We start from the raw sequence: 18,046 nt of genomic DNA on the forward strand, positions 1-18,046 counted from the left end.
GCTCGAGTTGCGTCACCCGGCGCAGGTCAGGCGACCCTGAACTGCCCGACCGTCGTCGCGAGCGCGTTCGCCTGCGTCTGCAGCGCGGTTGCGGCAGCGGTCGACTGTTCGACGAGCGCCGCGTTCTGCTGCACCATTTCGTCGAGTTGCGTGACCGCGCGGTTCACTTCCTGGATGCCGCGCGTCTGCTCGTTTGCGGCGTGCGTGATCTCGGAGATGATCGTCGTCACGTTGGTGACGTTCGACACGATCTCGCGCATCGTGTCGCCGGCCTGGCGCACCTGCTCCGACCCGGCCGACACGCTCGCCACCGTCGACTCGACCAGCACCTTCACCTCGCGCGCGGCCTGCGCGCTGCGTTGCGCGAGGCTGCGCACTTCCTGCGCGACGACCGCGAAACCACGACCCTGCTCGCCGGCACGCGCCGCTTCCACGGCCGCATTCAGCGCGAGGATGTTGGTCTGGAACGCGATCCCGTCGATCACGCCGATGATGTCGCCGATCCGGCCCGACGCTTCCTCGATCTTTCCCATCGTCGCCACGACGTCCGACACGACCACGCCGCCGTGCGACGCGATCCGCGATGCCGCGGCCGCGCGTTCGTCGGCCTGGCCGGCCGCGGCCGCCGACTGGCCGACCGTCGCGGTGATCTCTTCCATCGATGCGGCCGTTTCCTCGAGGCTCGCCGCCGCCGATTCGGTGCGCGACGACAGGTCCTGGTTGCCCGCGGCGATTTCGTTCGCGGCCGTGCGCACCGATTCGCTCGCGTCGCGGATCTGCCGCATCACGTCGTGCAACTTGTCGACGAAGCTGTTGAACGAGCGCGCGATATCGGCCACCTCGTCGCGGCCTTCGGCCGGCAGGCGCTGCGTCAGGTCGCCCGTGCCCGAACCGATCGACGCCATGGCCTGACGCACCTGCGACAGGCGGCGGAACGCGGTCGTGGTGATCGCACCGACGATCAGCGACGCGACGCCGACGATCACGACCAGCGTGATCAGCGACGCGGTCAGCAGCGAGCGCATCCCGGCCGTCGCTTCCGCCTTGTCGAGCAGCACCAGCGCATACCAGTCGGTGCCCGGCACGGCCTGCGCGCGCGCGAGCTTCGCGTCGCCGCCGACGTGCACCTCGACCGGCACGGTAGCCGCGACCAGCGACGCGGCGCTCATGCCGCCGAGCTCGGGCGACACGTCGGTAACCGGCTTCAGCGTGAGCTTCGCGTCGGGATGCGCGACGACGTGGCCGCTGCTGTCGATCAACATGCCGAAGCTCGCGGGCGTCGGGTGGATCGACTTCACGTTCGCGATCACGCTGTCCATCGCGACGTCGGCCGCGACGACGCCCTTCAGCGCGCCGTCGCGCAGGATCGGCACCGCGAACGTGACGACCAGGTTGCCCGTGCCCGCATCGACGTACGGCGGCGTGACGACCGGCTTGCCGGCCTGCGCGGCCTGCTTGTACCACGGACGGCCGGTCGGATCGTAGTCGGGCGGGATACCGGTCGGGTCGGAGAAACGGAACGCCTTGTCCGCGTAGCCCGCGTACACGTTCGTGAAGCCGCCGGCCGCGGCCATCTGCTTGAACACCGACAGCGGATCGGGCGACAGCGCGGCATCCTGCAGCGACGCGATCATCCGGCTTTTCGTCGCGACCCAATCGCCGATGCCGACCACGTGGCCGCTCGCGACGGATGTCAGGTTGCGGTCGATCGCGTCGTCGTTGTACGAGCGCGCGATGAAGTAATTGATCAGCGTGGTGGCGACGAGCGCGAATACGACGATGGCGACGCACGCGGCAAGGATGCGGGTCCGGATGGACGAGAACATGGCAACGACTCAATAAGGGAGCGCGAACGCCCGGTGGACGAATTCACCGGGTAAACGGCATCCGCGCGGCTTACTTGAGGCCGTTGCGTCAATTCGATCAAACGTATGAAGAAATATGCGGCCGGGAACGCCCGTGGCGTCGGCCGCGGCGAGCGTCCGTCACAGACGGCGACTGGTACTCGTATCCGGCTCCTTGCTCGATGTACTGGACGGCATGTCGCGCTCGAGTTCATCCTGCCTGCGCATCCGTTCGCGCAGGTGACGAATCGCGAACACGTGGATGTAGTCGTGCACGCGGGCATCGGACGACAGCGCACGCACTTCGTCGTCGAGCATTGCGCGCAGCTGATCGGCGCCGATCGCACGCTGTTCGGCAACGGCCTTCAATGAATCAAGCAAATTGTCCTGTGACATCGACGGGCTCCTGACGGTCGAGGAACGAAAGGAAAAGATGACGCTACCGGAAGATTAGAAACTGGATGGCCGCCCGGCGTACGATGCGCCGAAACGTGTTTGCGCGAGATCAACGACACGTTGCGTGCCGCCGCGCCGATCCGTTGCCGGACCGGCGGCATGCGCGATTCGCGGCGCCCATGGCCCGCGAACGACTGGAAGGATTGCCACGCCACCCCGCGGCGCGGCACCGCCGATCGCGCAGACGATTGACCGTCGCGCGACGTCGGTGCAGGGGAGAACTTAGACCGTCCGAAATCCTGCGTCAAGCGACGCGCGCAGGCCGCAATTCGTCTGTTCGAATGCACCGGATCGGGGTGCCGGGCACCGTGCGCCGGCCCGCCCCGGCGCGGCTGATCGTCGGTTCGGCGTGTCAGCGGATTCCGATACGCCGCACGCAATGCCTGACAGCAACTTCGGCGCGCGCCGATTGGCAGCGCGGTGTCGGTGGGCGGATACTGATGTCATGAACGATACGTTCATACCCGGTCATCGCTCAGCCGGCCTTCGAGCCGGCACGCGGGGTCCGGTGCAGGAGACCAATCATGGCATATCGCAACTTTTCGGCCCGGAGCGGACAGCGGCGCGCGCGTGCGCTGTCCGCGCCCGCCGTGCCGACCGGTATCCGCCCGCCCGAGGATCTCGACGCGTTGCTCGCGCTCGCGCGCGAATCGGGTTTGCTCGTCACGCTCGACGGGCAGATCGGCCTTGAAAAATACCAGAGCGTCGCGGGATCGGTGCTCGCGCTGCAGCGGTTCGCGGCTGCCCTCCGCGCGCGGGCCGGTGCCGCCACGCCGGTCGTTGCGGGGCCGCGCCGCAAGACGCGCCCTGGCTGGCCGCGGCTGCGCAATCGCACGCCGGGCGGACGAGGACGGCCGCATGGCGTGCGTCGGCGCGCATGCGTACGGCGCGGCGCCGGCTGCCGGCGCGACCAGCGAGTGCTGCGTGCCGCGTGACAGCCTGAACGCAGCCGATGCGGCACGGGGCCGTGTGCGGGCTGCGACGACTGCGATACCCATTCGGCAGCGAGCGCTGCGCGCCGGGCATGCGCCAGCGCAGTGCATGCCGCCATCCACACCGATCCGCCATTTCGCGATCGCGTGCCGCCACGCGCCGTTCCACACGGCGACATCGACGAGAAAAATACCTGCGAGGAAAGTAGTCTGCACGGGGCCAGGAAAGCGGACGGGGTGAAAGACACCCCGTCCGTCGTTCCAAGGCAGCCGCCGGCTGCCTACCCTCGTGCCGGAGAGTTCTTGAGCGGCTCACGCGCCACGCGATGCGTGACGCGGCTCTGGAAATCGGTCGATCGCAACGGCGTCGGATACGTGTCCGTTCGCCCGTGTCGAACGCGTTGAATCGAATCGCAGCGTCGCATACGGACGACAGACCATCCGCCAGGCCGAACGTCGTGTCACTGTCTCACGAGCGGCGCACGACGTTTCTGATGCAGGTCAACGAAAGCTTGCTTCGCATCCATCGCATCGCGATCTTCATGCGTCGCCGCGCACGAGCAGCACCGGCACCTGCGCGAGATGCGCGACCCGGCGCGCGACGCTGCCGATCAACCAGGCGGCGATGCCGCGCCGGCCGTGCGTGCCGACCACCAGCAGTTCCGCATGCCAGTGCACCGCGTCGCGCATCAGCGCATGGGCCACGTCGTCGCTGGTCGGTCGGGTTTCGACGATGCCGCGCTTGGTCGGGTTCCCCGTTGCGTGGAACAGCGGGCCGATCCGCGCCAGCGCATCCTCCCCCTCCGCGCGATACGCATCCTCGAGCGCGCGCACCGGCACGATATCGGTCAGGCGAACCGCGCGATCGACGACATAGGCTGCGTACAGCAACGTCGTCGGCACCGCGAAACCGAGCCCGACGCGCACCGCAAGCAGCGACGGCTCGCTGCCGTCGACTGCGAACATCAGGCGCTGCAGCGGCCCTTCCGACGGCCGCGCATAGTCGGCGGGCACGATCAGCAGCGCGCAGCGTGCGCGCGCGGCCAGCGTGTCGGACATCGCGCCTTCGACGAGCCGAAGCAGCCCGTGGTGCGGATTCGCGCCGACCACGAGCACGTCGGCATGCCATGCCGACGTGTCCTTCGCGAGTGCATCGGCGACCGTGCCGCCCGTGACCGACGTATCGATGATCACCTGCTCGATCTCCGCGCCGCTGCCGGCGAACAGTTCGGCGGTGCGCTCGAGCGTCGCCTGCGCTTCGCGCGTCATCTCCTCGCGCGCCGATGCCAGCAACGCGTCGACGCGCGGGATGTCGGGCAGCACGAGGCGCGGATTGTCGATCGCGCAGACGATGCGCACCTGCATGCCGGGACGCAGCAGCGTTCGCGTGTAGCGCGCGGCGGACAGCGACTCCGGCGTCAGATCGACGGCCAGCGAGATCCGCGCAAGTGGCGGGATGGTCGGACTGGATGGCATGGCGAAGGCCTCCTTGCGGACGCGTCGTCGCGGACGACGACCGGAGCTTCGCGCGGCAACGGCACGCGGCGGACGGACGGCGCGGTCGCAGGGATCGGCGGATGGTCACGCGAAGCGCGGACAAGCGATTCAAACAGCATATGACGTTCGGCCCGCGCGTGCATGATCGTGATCAATACCCGCGCGGGCCGTGCGACGCGGCTGTGGGTGTGGCGGGCGACGACGGGATCAATCGCCTTCGGCACGAACGAACGCGCGTCGAATGTGCGTAATCAAACGCGCGCAATATGCAGGCGGAATTCTAAGAATAATCAGAGGTGTTTCGCGCCAGCCGATTTTCGCGCGAATGAGAAGCGTGAAATCGACCGCGGAATCGGGACGTGCGCGGCATTCCGCGCACGATTTATTTGGACAACGTCGCCCGCACCGTATATTCGCCGCCGAGCGCGGTGCCGTGGTCCGGCCGCACGAAATACCGCGACGCGTCGAGATCGGTCGGCATCGGTTCGACCGGATAACCGTGCTTCTCCCACGCGTCGAGCCCGCCCTTCAGCGCCTTGATGTTGTGCAGCATCTTCTTGCGCTGCATCTTCGCGATCAGGCGTTTCGCGGTGGCCTCGTTCGGACACACGCAATACACGACGATCGGCCGCTGCAGCAGCGCCGGATCGAGCAGGTCAGGCGAATCGAGATCGACCGGCACGGCGCCGGCGATCCGGTACGGTTCGCGTTCGCGGATCGCGCGCGGCCGCACATCGAAGATCAGTGGCGGTTCGTTCGACGTCATCATCTCGACAAGTTGCGGCGGCGAGATGCGCACCTGCGCGAGATAGCGGCGGAACTGCACGCGGCGCACCCAGCGGTACAGCAGGAACGTGATGAAGATTGCGAGGAACGCGTCGAGGATCGTGCCGCCGCTCGCGCGCACCCACAGCACGAACTGGACGATCTGGTCATGCACGGCCGCACCGCCGATGAGCCAGAACGCGGCCCACAACGACGCGCCGGCCAGATCCCAGAACAGGAACACGCCGATGCCGATCGCGGTCGTGCCGAGCAGCGGTGCCGACACGAGGCCGAGGCCCGGCAGGAATTTGGAGAGGACGAGCAGCGGCGCGCCGTATCTTTCGAATACATTACGCGCGAAGCGCAGCGTCGTGTCGAGCGACAGCGAGAAGCGCACGAGCCCATTCAGCAAGCGCCGGCCGCGCGTGCGGCCCATGAAGAACCACAGCGAATCGGCCAGCATCGTCGCGCCGATCGCCGCCGCGAACATGCTTGCCCAGGACGCCTGCCCCATCGCCGCCATCGTACCGCCGAGAATCAGCATCGGCACGGCCGGGACCGGCACGCCGAGCTGCGTGATCAGTACGCTCGCGAACACGGCCCACGGGCCGAGCGACGAGGGAATCGCAATGGGAAAGTGCCACACGGCGGCGCTCCTGGAAGACATGCGGACCGTGCGACGGGGGCGGCCATCGGTACGGCTGGCAGCGATCGCCGCGGCACGTCCGCAGCCGATCCTGCACCACGGTGCATTCTAAACGGGTTTGGCCGGGACCGTACTGAACGGCTGCCGTCGGAGGCAGCCGGCACGCTCACGCGTCGGGGCGCTGCGCGAGCCCCGCGACGTATTCCGCGTACTCGGGAAACGCGGCGGCGAGTGCCGTCGCGTCCGCGAGCTCGAATTCCGCGAACTCGAACCCCGGCGCAACCGTGCAGCCGACGAGCGCGACATGCTCCGGCGACGCGCAGCGCGCGCCGAACCAGCGTCCGGCCGGCACGACGGCCTGGAACACGGTGCCCGGATGCGTGAGCGGGTTGCCGAGCCGGTGGATCGTCAGGCCGTCGTGCTCGTCGAGCACCCACACCTCGAGCGGATCGCCCGCGTAGAAATGCCAGACCTCGTCGGAGCGGATCCGGTGCCACGACGAATACGCACCGTCGCACAGCAGGTAGTAGATCGCGGTCGACGCTGCGCGCTGCGCGCCGTCGGCCGGACGCACGACGGTATCGGCCGCGCGGTAGGTTTCCCGGAAATAGCCGCCTTCGGGATGCGGCTGAAGATCGAACTGGTGAATCAGGTCGGCGGCAGAGATCGGCATGGCGGATGACGTTGGTAAAGTAGGAAACCGGGCACGCGACGCACGGCACGGCCGATCGGAAATGCGATCGGCCGCCGTCGCGTGCCGCTGCGTCGATCGCCGCGGCCATGCACGCGGCGACTGGATCGCGCGCGCAACGCAGCGCGCGCCGATGAAGCGAACACCGTTCGATGCTGCCAGAAGTGCGGGCGACGATGCAACCGGCGCGGCACGATCACGCCCGTGCCGGACGATGCATACGCGATACATCGATACGTCGATCGATGCATCGGACGCATCGCTGCATTCACCACCACGCCGGCATCCGCGCATCAGCGCCCTGCCCGCGAACGCTCACGTGTCGGCGCCGCGCCGCCCCGTCACGCGGTTGCCGCCGCGGCCGGCTCGTCGTGCCTCACCAGCAGCACGGGCCGGTCGGCCGCGCGCAGCAGCGATTCCGCGACACTGCCGAGCAGCAGCCGGCGCAAGCCGTGCCGCCCGCTCGTCCCCATCACGATCAGATCGGCGCCGGCCTCGGCCGCCGTGCGCATCAGCACCACGGCGACGTCCTCGCCGTACGCGTCGAGCGCGCGCACGGTGCCCGGCACATGCTGCTGCGCGAGCACCGCTTTCGCGTCGTCGAGCACGGGCGTCGCCGCATCGGCTGCCGCCGCGTCGCCGTCGCGTTCGGCCGCAAAGCCCGCATCGACGTCGACGAGTTGCGGCCGGTGCTCGACGACATACGCGCACGTGACCTCGCCGCCGGATGCCGCCGCGATCCGAATCGCCTCGTTCAGCGCGAGACGCGCGCTCGGGCTGCCGTCGAGCCCGACGAAAATCCGCTTGTACATGTCCGCCCTCCGACCGGGCACGCGCCGCGCATCGCGCAACGACGCGCCCGTCACCGCAAGCCGGCCCGATGCCGGCTCGCCTGCCGAACAGTCTGCCCCACGTGCCGACGCGCCGGTTGACGCGCGTCAAACGTCGCCGGAACGCCCGCTGCACCGCCCGGCTATCGCATTTTTAGCTGACCCTATTACAAAAAACGTGTAAAACGCGCACAATTTCATCTTGAAAATAGACATCGCACGCGGCCGGTGCGAGTTTTTCCCGGTTTTGCCGCGCTGCCCGAGCGCCACGGGCCACCCCGACACCAGAATGGCCGATCGAATGACCGCCAGTGGAACCCCGTCGCGTGACGCCCGAGGGCCCACGCGCCTCCAGACCATGTTACGCCAGCCGCTCGCGGCCGGCGTCGTTGCGCTGTTCGCCGGCGCGGCGCTGTCGCTCGGCGTCGCGCTGCTCGTTCGCGGGCAGTGGCAAGGCGCCGTCCATTCGCGCTTCGAACGCCGCACGGCGCACGTGACGGCGATGTTGCGCCACGAGCTGCAAGCCGGCGTCGCCGTGCTCGAAAGCACACGCGGCGCGTTCGTGCTCGCGCCGCAGATGACGCCGGAACAATGGCGCCGATACGCCGATACGCTCGACCTCGACAGCGGACGTTCGCCGATCCGGCAGCTCGGCTATGCGCCGCTGTCGCCCGCGACACGCAGCGCCCTCGCCGGCAGCGCGCCGATGCCGGCCGGCCCGCTCGCGGTGGCGGCGCTCAGTGCGCCGGTGTCGAGCGCAGCCACCGTGCATTTCGGCGCATCCGATCAGGTACCACTGGCACGCGCGCTGCACACCGGCGATGTCGCACTCGGCATCCATCCTGCCAACGACGATACGTCCCGCGATACGCGCACCCTCACGCTGTTCCTGCCCGCGACGGCTTCGCCGCACACGGCCGTCACGACGGCCGGCCTCCACGAAGCCGGTGCCGACGGCGTGCTGTTCGCGCAAGTGAGCCCGAGTCGCCTGGTCGAGCGCGCGCTCGACACGGAACGCGGGCTCGACCTGCGGATGAGCGCCGGCGACGATCCGCACCCGATCGCGAGTGCCGAGACGACGACCGACGAGGCCTCCGCGTCGCCCGACCTGATGCGGCGCTCCGACCAGTTGAATTTCGGTGGCACCGTGCTGACGCTCGCCTATTCCGCGGACGGCCGCCCGAGCGCGACCGGCGCGCAGCGCGCGGCTGGCACCGTGCTCGCCGCCGGGCTGATCGCGTCGTTCGCGTTCGCGGCACTCGTCCACGCCCTGCTGCGTGGGCGCGCCGGCAACGTCGATACCGGCGCCAGCAGCCGCGGCATCCTGAACGAGGCGCGGATGATGGGCATCATCCGCTCGTCGATGGAAGCGATCATCACGATCGACGAGAAGCAGACGGTCGTGATCTTCAACCCGATGGCCGAACAGGTATTCGGCGTATCGGCGATGGAGGCGATCGGCGCGCCGCTGTCGCGCTTCATCCCCGAGCGGTTTCGCGCCGCGCATGCGAAGCACGTCGACCAGTTCGGCGTGACGGGCGTGTCCGAGCGGCAGATGGGCCGCCAGCGCGTGTTGTTCGGGCTGCGCGGCAACGGCGAGGAATTCCCGATCGAAGCGTCGATCTCGCAGATCCGCGATGCATCGGGCAAGCTCTATACGGTGATGCTGCGCGACATCACCGAGCGGCAGCGCGCCGAGAATGCGCTGAAGCAGTCTCGCGAGGAACTGCGCGAACTGTCGGCGAACCTGCAGAACGTGCGCGAAGAGGAAAAGACCCGCATCGCGCGCGAACTGCACGACGACCTGGGCCAGCAATTGACCGCACTGAAGATGGACCTGTCGGTCGTCGAGCAGCAACTGCGCGCGCCGGACCATGCGCAACCCGACGTCGGCGTGCTGTCGCACCTGCAGGGCATGCGCCGGCTGATCGACGCGACCGTCGCGTCGGTGCGGCGCATCGCGGCGGACCTGCGCCCCGTGATGCTCGACGATCTCGGCCTCGTGCCCGCGATCGAGTGGTTGGCGAACGACTTCACGAACCGCTACGGCATCGACGTCGAACGCCAAATCGAAACCGGCGGGCTCACGTTCACCAGCACGGGCGCGACCACGCTGTTCCGGATCGTCCAGGAAGCGCTGACGAACGTCGCGCGCCATGCGGACGCGACGCGCGTCACGTTGCGACTCGACATCGAGGAAGGCTTCTGCGTGCTGCGCGTGGCGGACAACGGCCGCGGCGCGGCACCGGGCGGCGCCGTCCACGAGGACAAATCGTTCGGCCTGATCGGCATTCGCGAACGCGCACACATGCTGGGCGGCAGCGTGACGATCGACACCGCGCTCGCGCGCGGCTTCTCGATCACCGTCGCGTTCCCGCTCGGCACCGTTCAACAGGAAACCACCCTCACATGATCAAGGTGCTCATCGCCGACGACCATACGCTCGTGCGCGACGGTCTGCGGCATATCCTCCAGAACGCCACCGGATTCGAAGTGGCCGGCGAAGCGTGCGACGGCCCGTCGACGATCGCGCTCGTACGTTCGACGCCCGCGCAGGTGCTGGTGCTCGACCTGTCGATGCCGGGCCGCAACGGCGTCGAGCTGATCAAGCAGATCAAGGACGAGAAGCCCGCGCTGCGCGTGCTCGTGCTGACCATGCACGCGGAACAGCAATACGCGGTGCGCGCGTTCCGCGCCGGTGCATCGGGCTATCTGACTAAAGAAAGCGCGAGTGCCGAGCTGGTCGGCGCGGTGACCAAGGTTGCGTCGGGCGGCGTCTACGTCAGCCTCGCGATGGCCGAACAGTTCGCGCAGAGCCTGAACGAGCCGGCCGAGACGCTGCCGCACCAGCGGCTATCCGATCGCGAGTTCGACGTGTTCCGCCGGATCGCCGCCGGACAGACGCTGACCGAGATCGCGCAGGCACTGTGCGTGAGCGCAAAGACGGTCAGCACCTACAAGACCCGGATCCTGGAAAAGATGCAGATGCCGCACGAAGCGGCGCTGGTTCGCTACGCGATGCGGCACAAGCTGCTCGACGAAACGGACGACGTCTAGGCGACCGGACCGGCGAACCGTGCCGGCTGCCGGCGCGCTACGCGGCCGTTACTTCGCCGGCACCGGGCACGCGAGATCGCCTTCCTCGCAGGACAGATAGCCCTTCAGCGTCTCGTTGCGCGTCTTGGTCAGATCGTCGAGGCAGGTCGACACGACCATCGGGTACACGCTGCCGCCTTCGGCGTTCGCGCTGGAGAAGTTGCATTCGGCATCGCGGTAGGCGATCCACGCGCGCTGCGCATTCACGAGTTTCTCCGCGAGCGGCTTCGCATCGCGCAGGCGCGCGGTGACGGCCTGGTAGGTGCGGTTCAGTTCCGCGTCGGATTTCTTGTACGCGCGGTCGGCACACGCCGTCATCGTTGCCTGATCCGTCGCATCCGCACAATTCGCCTGCGCATGGACAACGTTTGCCGTCAGCGCCAGCGCGCACAGCAGACCGGTCGAGACACGCATGGATGCTCCTGTTTGTTTTCGTTGATTCGAGGAACGTGGTGTCTGGCTTGCCGCCGCGCCTCGGCGCGCGGCGTCGCAGACCAGCCGGCGCTACCCCTTTCGCTGCGGCTGCCGCAGCGTGCGAGGCCGACCGCGATGCTAGCGCACACGCGGCGGATTGTCAGCCGGCGCGACGCTTGCCGCGGATGCAAAAAAGCCCGCACTCGACATCGAGCGCGGGCTTTTCGCTACGGTCTCGCCGGCGGCCAGGAGGCCGCACTGCGAACGGCTTAGTGGCCGAAGTACACCGACGAACGGTCGGCTGCGGCCGGTACCGTCACGCGCAGGCCCGACTGCGACGTCGCGACCGGGTTCGCGCCGTAACCCGTTGCGTCGGCCTGTGCGCCGGTGTTCTGTGCCGCGGCGATCTTTGCCTGTGCGGCCTGGATGTTTTCCGGATAGTTCATCCAGTCGTTCGGGTTGTAGCCGGCCTTCTCGAGCTGGACCAGCTCGGCACGCACTTGTGCGCGCGTGAGCGGCTGCTGGTTCGATTGGGCGAACGAGACGACCGGTGCGGCCACCAGAGCGGCCAGTGCAACTGCCTTGATCAGCGATTTCATGATGCGTTACCTCCAGATTGTTTTGTCAGGCGCTTCGGACTCGGTAGTCGTTGCGCATGAGTAAAAGTCTAGGCGGCGCGGCTATCAGGGTAAATACTTAAATCGCGAATTCACTGTTGACCGAATTCCGCACAATTGCCATGCCTTCCGCCCAATCATCAGATGATTTTGGTTGCATTCGCACCCAATAGGCACCCAATAGGCGCCCACAAGGCAGCGGCGCGATCGGCATGTACCGCCTGGGCGAACAGATCCACCGGATCCTCGAGAGCCGCCCCGCGGCAGTCGCGTTTGCCCGATGTGAAACGGCGACCGCGTATCAACGAACCTGATCGGCTTCCACATCTCCGATCGACAAGTCGAACAGCAGCGCCTTGAGGCGAATCCGGTCGGCGGCGGCGATTTCGCTGAAAGCGGCGTGGTGAAGCGTCCAGCCCGGCGTCGCCGGATCGGCGTGCACCGCGCGCACCGTGCCGTCGAGCGTCAGTAACGCGATGCGATCCCCGTCCGTGTACGGCAACTGCACGCTCAAAGACTCGCCGGCCGCCGCGAGCGGCCGGTCGACCGCGATCGACAATCCGTTCAGGCTCAGATCGCGAACGATCCCGATGCCGTCGGCCTGCGCCGACCCGCCCGTGCAGCAGGCCGCGATCCGTACCGGCACGCGCGGCTCCGCGCGCGTGCGCAACCGGTCGACGAAGCCCGGCGGCGAAAGCACCATGTACGGCGCGCCGCCCGGGGCCTGTACCGCTTCGACCGTCGCACCAAAGCGCGACACCGCCGACCGGCCGATTGCGACCGCCTCGACGTCGTCGCCGCGGGTGAAATCGAGCACGACCGATGGCTGCGGTTCGACGAACAGCACGCCCGATGCGCCGACTCCGATCAACCGGCAGCGCTGCAGCACGCGGGTCGCGCCGACCCGCCGGCGGATGCCGATCGCGGCACCGGCCGACAGTCCCATGCGTGTGGCGGCCGGCACGGTGTCGTGCGCCGGCGCGGCGGGCTCGTCGTCATCGCGCCTGCGGACGGGCCGGAAGTGATCGAACAGGAATGCATGCTGCGCCGGATCGCGCAGCGTGGTGCCGGCGGGCAGCAGCGCGGCGCCGCCCGCATCGTAGAGATCGAAGCCGAGGGGGACGCCGGCAGAGACGTCATCGCGCGCGAGCGCGACGTGATCGGTGATAAGCCGCATCGGAAAGGCGCGGAGCGACCGCGCGAGCTGTCGTGACAACGCTATTACGGCAGCATCGCGCGAAATCTGAACGGCTCGTTACTCCGAACCGCTGGTCGCGTCGGGTGAAACCGGAGCCGGAGCCTGGGTCGACGACGGTGCCGCCGAAGGCGGGACGGCCGGTGCGGAGCCGAGCCCCCCGCCACCCGTGTTGCCCGAACTCGTCGCGCTGCCTCCCGCGGCCGGCGGCTGCACGGCCTGCGGCTGCGACGCGCCCGCCGACAATGCAGCAGCCGATGCCGCCACCTCGGACGCCGGAATCCATTCCTCGACGATGCCGCCGGATGCCGCCTCGGGCGCCGACGCGGCCGATGCGGCCGATGCCGCCGCTGCGTCCGCCTCGGGCTGACGCTCGATATGCTGCGTCCTGACAGGGGGCGATGCCTTCTTCGGCTCGGGCCCGAACCATCCGTCGAACAGGTCGGTCACTCGCTCGCGCACCGACGCGAACCAGCCGGGCGACGGCTCGGTATCGAATTTCAGCTTCGTGTCGACGATCCGTGCGCGTTGCGCGCGCTGGAAGAAGTCGCCGACGATCGGCAGCGCGCTGTGCGCGCCTTGCCCCCAGTAGTCGCTGCGCAGCGTCACGCGGCCGTCGTCGAAGCCCACCCAGGCCCCGGCGACGAGCCCGGGCTGCATCAGGATGAACCAGCCGTCCGCGTTGTCCTGCGTGGTTCCGGTCTTGCCGGCCACGTCGCCGCGAATTCCGAAGCGCGTGCGGATGCTGCCGCCGGTGCCGCGCGTCACGACGTCGCGCATCACGTCGAGCAGCGTCTTGTCGGTTTCCGCGTCGAGCGCGCGCTCGGGCGGCGCCGGCGCGTATTCGGCGAGCACGTCGCCCTGGCGGTTCTCGATGCGCGTCACCATTTGCGGCTCGACGTACAGTCCGCCGTTCGCGATCGTCGCGTACGACGCGACCATCTCCTTCAGCGTCACGGGGCTCGTGCCGAGCGCCAGCGACGGCACGCGCTCGAGCGGGCTCTCGCGCACGCCCATGTCGCGAGCGAGCCGCGCCACGGCCGCCGGGCCGACCTTTTCCATCACCTGCGCGGTGATCCGGTTGCGCGACAGCGCGACCGCGTCGCGCAGCGTCATCGGCTTGCCCGACGGCGGCACGTCGTCGTTCGGCCGCCAGACCTCGCCGCCCTTCAGCGGAATCTCGACCGCCTGGTCGATGAACGTGTCGTCCGGCTTCATCCCGTTCGCGAACGCGACGCCATAGACGAACGGCTTGAAGGTGGAACCCGGCTGGCGCCGCGCCTGCGACACGTGATCGAACGGCTCGTTCGTGAAGTCGCGGCTGCCGACCCACGCGCGGATCTGCCCGTCGCGCGGATCGATCGCGACGAAGCCGGCCTGCACGTCGGTCTTCGCCTTGCACAGCGCGCGCATGAAACCGTGATCGGCGGCGAGCTGCTTCATCGCGGCCGCATCGTTCTTGCCGGCATCCTGCGCGGCCTTGTACTCAGGCGACTCGCGCATGAAGATGCGGAACACCTCGTTGTCGGTGCCGCAGCCGTCGCGGCCGCTCCACGCGTTGTTCGCGATGCCCTGCAGCTGGTTCGCCTGCTGCGTCAGCGCCTGGGTCGCCATCTGCTGCAGCCGCGAATCGATCGTGGTGCGCACGATCAGCCCGTCCGAATAGATGTTGTAGTCGTTGCGGTCGGCCCACGCGATCAGCCATTTTCGCAGTTGCTGCGCGAAATGCGGCGCGGGTCCGGGCGGCTCCTTCTGGCGCTCGAAGTCGATGCGCAGCGGCCGGCGCTGCAACTGCGCGAACTGCGCGGGCGACAGCTTGCCGTACTTCACCATCTGGCCGAGCACCGTGTTGCGCCGCTGCAGCGCGCGCTCGGGGTTCAGCACCGGGTTGTAGTAACTGTTGCCCTTCAGCATCCCGACGAGCGTCGCGCTGTCGAGCACGTCGAGCTCGTCGGCCGACTTGTCGAAATAGGTGCGCGCGGCCATCTCGACGCCGTATGCGTTGTACAGGAACGGCACCGTGTTCAGGTAGGTCTCGAGGATCTGGTCCTTGCTGTAGACGGCCTCGATCTTCAGCGCGGTGATCGCCTCCTTCACCTTGCGCGTGAGCGTCGGCGCGCGGCCGATCTCGTCCGGATACAGGTTGCGCGCGAGCTGCTGGGTGATCGTCGAACCGCCCTGGCGGTCGCCCGAGAACGTATGGAGCGCGGCCGACGCCGTGCGCTTCCAGTCGAGGCCGTGGTGCTCGTAGAAGCGATGGTCCTCGGTCGCGATCAGCGCATCGACCATGTGCGGCGAAATCTGCTTGAGCGACACCCATTCGCGGTTCGACGGCTTGAATTCGGCAAGCAGCTTGCCGTCGGCGGACAGCACCTGCGCAGGCTGGTCGACGCGCGCCTTGCGGATGTCGCCGATGCTGGGCGTGAACGGAATCAGCACCAGCACGTACAGCACGAACAGCGCCGGCACGGCGGCGGCCGCGCGCAGCACGCCGCGGCGCGTCGGATGACGGAGATGGTGCCAGGCGACGGCCAGAACACGCTTGACGGGCACGGCGGCAGCGGCCGCGACGGGTTGGGCGCGCGCGACCCATTTGGCACAGAAGTCACGCACTGACGACACGTTTCGGCGATTCACGCGGGTGGGGGATCTGCTGGAAAGGCTGCATCGTACCAAACTCGCGCGGCACACCGGCCCGCTGCCGGCCCGCGCCGGTGCAAACAGCGTCCGATCGCGCATTTTTACAACAAAAAAGGCGCGCGCCCCGCAACGGGACGGCGCGCCAAGCCTGGTACAACCGGGTGCCGTGCGCCGGCGTTCAGCGCACCAGAAAACCGTAGGTCAGCGGATCGCGTTCGTCGACGATCCAGTTCGCGAATCCGCAGATGTGCGCGCTGCCCTCCACTTCCGGGATCACGGCCGGGATGTCGCCGACCGTCGTCTCGCGCAGCACGCGTCCCTTGAACACCGTGCCGACGATCGATTCGTTGACGAGCGTGTCGCCGGCCGCGAGCAGCCCGCGCTGGTACAGCTGCGCGACGCGTCCGCCCGTGCCGGAGCCGGTCGGCGAGCGATCGACCTCGCGATCCGCGAACACGCAGCAGTTCGCCTGCGTCGAGCCCGGATGGCGCGGCGCGTTCGCGATGATCGTGCCGTAGATATGGTTGATTTCCGGGATCTCCGGATGCACGACCGGATACTTCGCGTTCGCGGCGGCCTTCACTTCCGCGCCGAAGCGGATCAGCTTCTCCACCGCCGCTTCGCGCACCGGCAGGTCGAACGGCGCGCCGTCGACATAGAAGTAGAACGCGCCGCCGTACGCGATATCGCCGGTCACGGTGCCGAACGACGGCGTGTCGACCGACACGTCGCGCTGCCAGATGAACGACGGCACGTTGACGAAGCGCACGGGCCCCGCGTGCTCGCCGTCCCATTTGACGAACGCCTCGATGAAGCCGCACGGCGCATCGATGCCGACGCGCGTCTCCGGCACCGTGCGCTGCACCCAACCGAGCTCGACCGCGGCGGTCGACAACGCGATCACGCCGTGCCCGCAATGGTCGCTGTAGCCCTCGTTGTGCACGAAGATCACGCCGAAATCCGCATTCGGCGACACCGGCTCGGTCAGGTAGCCGCCGTACATGTCGGCGTGGCCGCGCGGTTCGAACATCAGCGCACGGCGAATCTCGTCGGCGTTCTCCTTGAGCCAGGCGCGGCGCTGGACGATCGTGTCGCCCGGCAGGCGCGGCAGCCCGCTCGTGACGATGCGGAACGCTTCGCCGCCGGTATGGACTTCGACGGTGGAAAGGGATCGGGAGATTTTCATGAGGATCGAAAGCGTGAAGACGAAGGACGGCGCGCCGGCGCCGTCCGGTGACGGTTACTTCGCGTACGGTTCGGGCAGCCCGTTGCGGATCACGTAGACGGTGGTCGGCGCGCCCTTCAGGTCACCGTGTTCGTCGAACGAATAGGTCCCCGCGACCCCCGCGTATCTGGACTTCGCCAACTGCGCGATCAGCTTCGCCTTGTCGGTGGTCGTGCCCGCCTTGACCATCGCGTCGGCGAGCAGCTTCACACCGTCGTAGTAGTTGACACCGTAGACCTGCGTCTCCGTGTGATAGGTGTCGTGGTACTTCTTCAGGAATTCGCGGCCGGCCGGCGTTTTCTCGAGCGCGACGCCGCCCTGCGCGCAGTAGACGATCGACGCCGCGTCGCCCGCGACCTTGCCCATGTCGGCCGAGCAGATGCCGTCGCCGCCGAGCAGCTTCGCGCGCAACCCGCGCTGCTTCATCTGCTTCGCCATCGGCGCGCCCTGCGCCGCGTAGCCGCCGAGGAAGATCACGTCGGGATTGCTGGCCTTGATCTTGGTGAGAATGCCGAGGAAATCGGTCGCCGACGAGTTGGTGTACTCCTGGTCGACGATCTTGATCCCGTTCGCCTTCGCGACGCTCGCGAACTGCTCGGCGACGCCCTGCCCGTAGGCGGTGCGATCGTCGATGACCGCCGCGGTCTTCGCGTTCAGCGTCTTCGCGGCGAAGGTCGCCATCGTGCCGCCGAGCTGTTCGTCGCTCGCGCCGATCCGGAAGATGTTCTTGAAGCCCTGGCGCGTGAGTGCCGGATTCGACGCGACCGGCAGGATCGGCACGCCGGCATTGGCATACACGCGCGACGCGGGAATCGCGACGCCCGAGTTGTACGGCCCGAGCACCGCGACGACGCCCTTGTCGACCAGGTTCTGCGCGACCTGCACGCCAGCCTTCGGGTCGGCCTGGTCGTCCTCGGACACCAGCTTGAACGTGACCGTCTTGCCGGCCACCTTCACACCCGCCTTGTTGAGCTCGTCGACAGCGAGGCGCGCGCCGTTTTCATTGTCCTTGCCGTTCGCGGCTTGCGGGCCGGTCAACGGCGCCGAGTGGCCGATCGCCACGACTTCCTGCGCGTGCGCGGAAGTCAGCGCGCCGGCGGCAACGGCCACCGAAAGCGCAGTTACGAAATGTCGCATGGTGGTGGCTCCCGATTGGTTTTGTGTGAAACCAATGTAGGACACGCGTGGTCACCATGCA

At 68.1% G+C, this 18,046-nt stretch carries 16 protein-coding genes; 4 read left to right on the plus strand and 12 right to left on the minus strand.

Annotated elements, in window-relative coordinates; genetic code table 11:
* Positions 1-26 precede the first annotated feature (26 nt).
* Positions 27-1,826, minus strand: coding sequence for a methyl-accepting chemotaxis protein (locus AC1Z3W_RS09580; protein ID WP_483507501.1), 1,800 nt, complete (start codon positions 1,824-1,826; stop codon positions 27-29).
* A gap of 159 nt (positions 1,827-1,985) precedes the next feature.
* Positions 1,986-2,240 carry a DUF3562 domain-containing protein gene (locus AC1Z3W_RS09585; protein WP_057927141.1) on the minus strand — a complete coding sequence of 85 codons (255 nt, stop codon included), beginning with the start codon at positions 2,238-2,240 and terminating at the stop codon, positions 1,986-1,988.
* Positions 2,241-2,339: 99 nt separating this feature from the next.
* Here AC1Z3W_RS09585 and AC1Z3W_RS09590 point away from each other — a divergent pair, with 99 nt between their 5' ends.
* The gene (locus AC1Z3W_RS09590) at positions 2,340-2,492 is read left to right on the plus strand and encodes a hypothetical protein (RefSeq protein WP_160327457.1); all 153 of its coding nucleotides are present in this window, start codon (positions 2,340-2,342) and stop codon (positions 2,490-2,492) included.
* A gap of 332 nt (positions 2,493-2,824) precedes the next feature.
* The gene (locus AC1Z3W_RS09595) at positions 2,825-3,235 is read left to right on the plus strand and encodes a hypothetical protein (RefSeq protein ID WP_057927140.1); all 411 of its coding nucleotides are present in this window, start codon (positions 2,825-2,827) and stop codon (positions 3,233-3,235) included.
* Positions 3,236-3,772: 537 nt separating this feature from the next.
* Here AC1Z3W_RS09595 and AC1Z3W_RS09600 read toward each other — a convergent pair.
* The 4 genes from AC1Z3W_RS09600 to AC1Z3W_RS09615 form a co-directional block, all read right to left on the minus strand.
* Positions 3,773-4,708, minus strand: a complete 936-nt coding sequence (locus AC1Z3W_RS09600; RefSeq protein WP_057927269.1) for a universal stress protein — start codon at positions 4,706-4,708, stop codon at positions 3,773-3,775.
* 403 nt (positions 4,709-5,111) lie between these two features.
* Entirely contained in the window at positions 5,112-6,140 is a 1,029-nt protein-coding gene (locus tag AC1Z3W_RS09605) for a DedA family protein/thiosulfate sulfurtransferase GlpE (protein WP_057927139.1), read from the minus strand.
* A gap of 166 nt (positions 6,141-6,306) precedes the next feature.
* Positions 6,307-6,813 (minus strand): cupin domain-containing protein, encoded by a 507-nt coding sequence (locus tag AC1Z3W_RS09610; protein WP_057927268.1) that lies wholly within the window; start codon positions 6,811-6,813, stop codon positions 6,307-6,309.
* A gap of 359 nt (positions 6,814-7,172) precedes the next feature.
* On the minus strand, positions 7,173-7,643 hold the full coding sequence (locus AC1Z3W_RS09615; protein ID WP_057927267.1) for a universal stress protein: 471 nt from the start codon (positions 7,641-7,643) through the stop codon (positions 7,173-7,175).
* Between the two features lie 319 nt (positions 7,644-7,962).
* Between AC1Z3W_RS09615 and AC1Z3W_RS09620 the strand changes: the two genes are divergently transcribed.
* Both AC1Z3W_RS09620 and AC1Z3W_RS09625 read left to right on the plus strand, forming a co-directional pair.
* Positions 7,963-10,074 carry a PAS domain S-box protein gene (locus AC1Z3W_RS09620; protein WP_483507849.1) on the plus strand — a complete coding sequence of 704 codons (2,112 nt, stop codon included), beginning with the start codon at positions 7,963-7,965 and terminating at the stop codon, positions 10,072-10,074.
* Positions 10,071-10,718, plus strand: coding sequence for a response regulator (locus AC1Z3W_RS09625; RefSeq protein WP_006755659.1), 648 nt, complete (start codon positions 10,071-10,073; stop codon positions 10,716-10,718). The genes AC1Z3W_RS09620 and AC1Z3W_RS09625 overlap by 4 nt, the downstream gene beginning before the upstream one ends.
* A gap of 48 nt (positions 10,719-10,766) precedes the next feature.
* On the opposite strand, the gene AC1Z3W_RS09630 is transcribed toward AC1Z3W_RS09625, so the two are convergent.
* The 6 genes from AC1Z3W_RS09630 to AC1Z3W_RS09655 all read right to left on the minus strand — a co-directional run bounded on the left by AC1Z3W_RS09630 (position 10,767) and on the right by AC1Z3W_RS09655 (position 17,985).
* Complete coding sequence (locus AC1Z3W_RS09630; protein ID WP_483507502.1) at positions 10,767-11,171, minus strand: lysozyme inhibitor LprI family protein; 405 nt, start codon at positions 11,169-11,171, stop codon at positions 10,767-10,769.
* Between the two features lie 269 nt (positions 11,172-11,440).
* Positions 11,441-11,770 (minus strand): DUF4148 domain-containing protein, encoded by a 330-nt coding sequence (locus AC1Z3W_RS09635; protein ID WP_483507503.1) that lies wholly within the window; start codon positions 11,768-11,770, stop codon positions 11,441-11,443.
* 319 nt (positions 11,771-12,089) lie between these two features.
* Positions 12,090-12,965, minus strand: a complete 876-nt coding sequence (locus AC1Z3W_RS09640; RefSeq protein WP_483507504.1) for a PilZ domain-containing protein — start codon at positions 12,963-12,965, stop codon at positions 12,090-12,092.
* Between the two features lie 78 nt (positions 12,966-13,043).
* Positions 13,044-15,605 (minus strand): penicillin-binding protein 1A, encoded by a 2,562-nt coding sequence (locus AC1Z3W_RS09645; RefSeq protein ID WP_483507505.1) that lies wholly within the window; start codon positions 15,603-15,605, stop codon positions 13,044-13,046.
* A 196-nt stretch (positions 15,606-15,801) separates the two neighbouring features.
* Positions 15,802-16,809, minus strand: coding sequence for a trans-3-hydroxy-L-proline dehydratase (gene lhpH, locus AC1Z3W_RS09650; protein ID WP_059450264.1), 1,008 nt, complete (start codon positions 16,807-16,809; stop codon positions 15,802-15,804).
* Positions 16,810-16,863: 54 nt separating this feature from the next.
* Positions 16,864-17,985 carry a branched-chain amino acid ABC transporter substrate-binding protein gene (locus AC1Z3W_RS09655; RefSeq protein WP_057927133.1) on the minus strand — a complete coding sequence of 374 codons (1,122 nt, stop codon included), beginning with the start codon at positions 17,983-17,985 and terminating at the stop codon, positions 16,864-16,866.
* Between the last annotated feature and the right edge of the window lie 61 nt (positions 17,986-18,046).

It is taken from the genome of Burkholderia sp. 10_S31 (assembly GCF_056930375.1).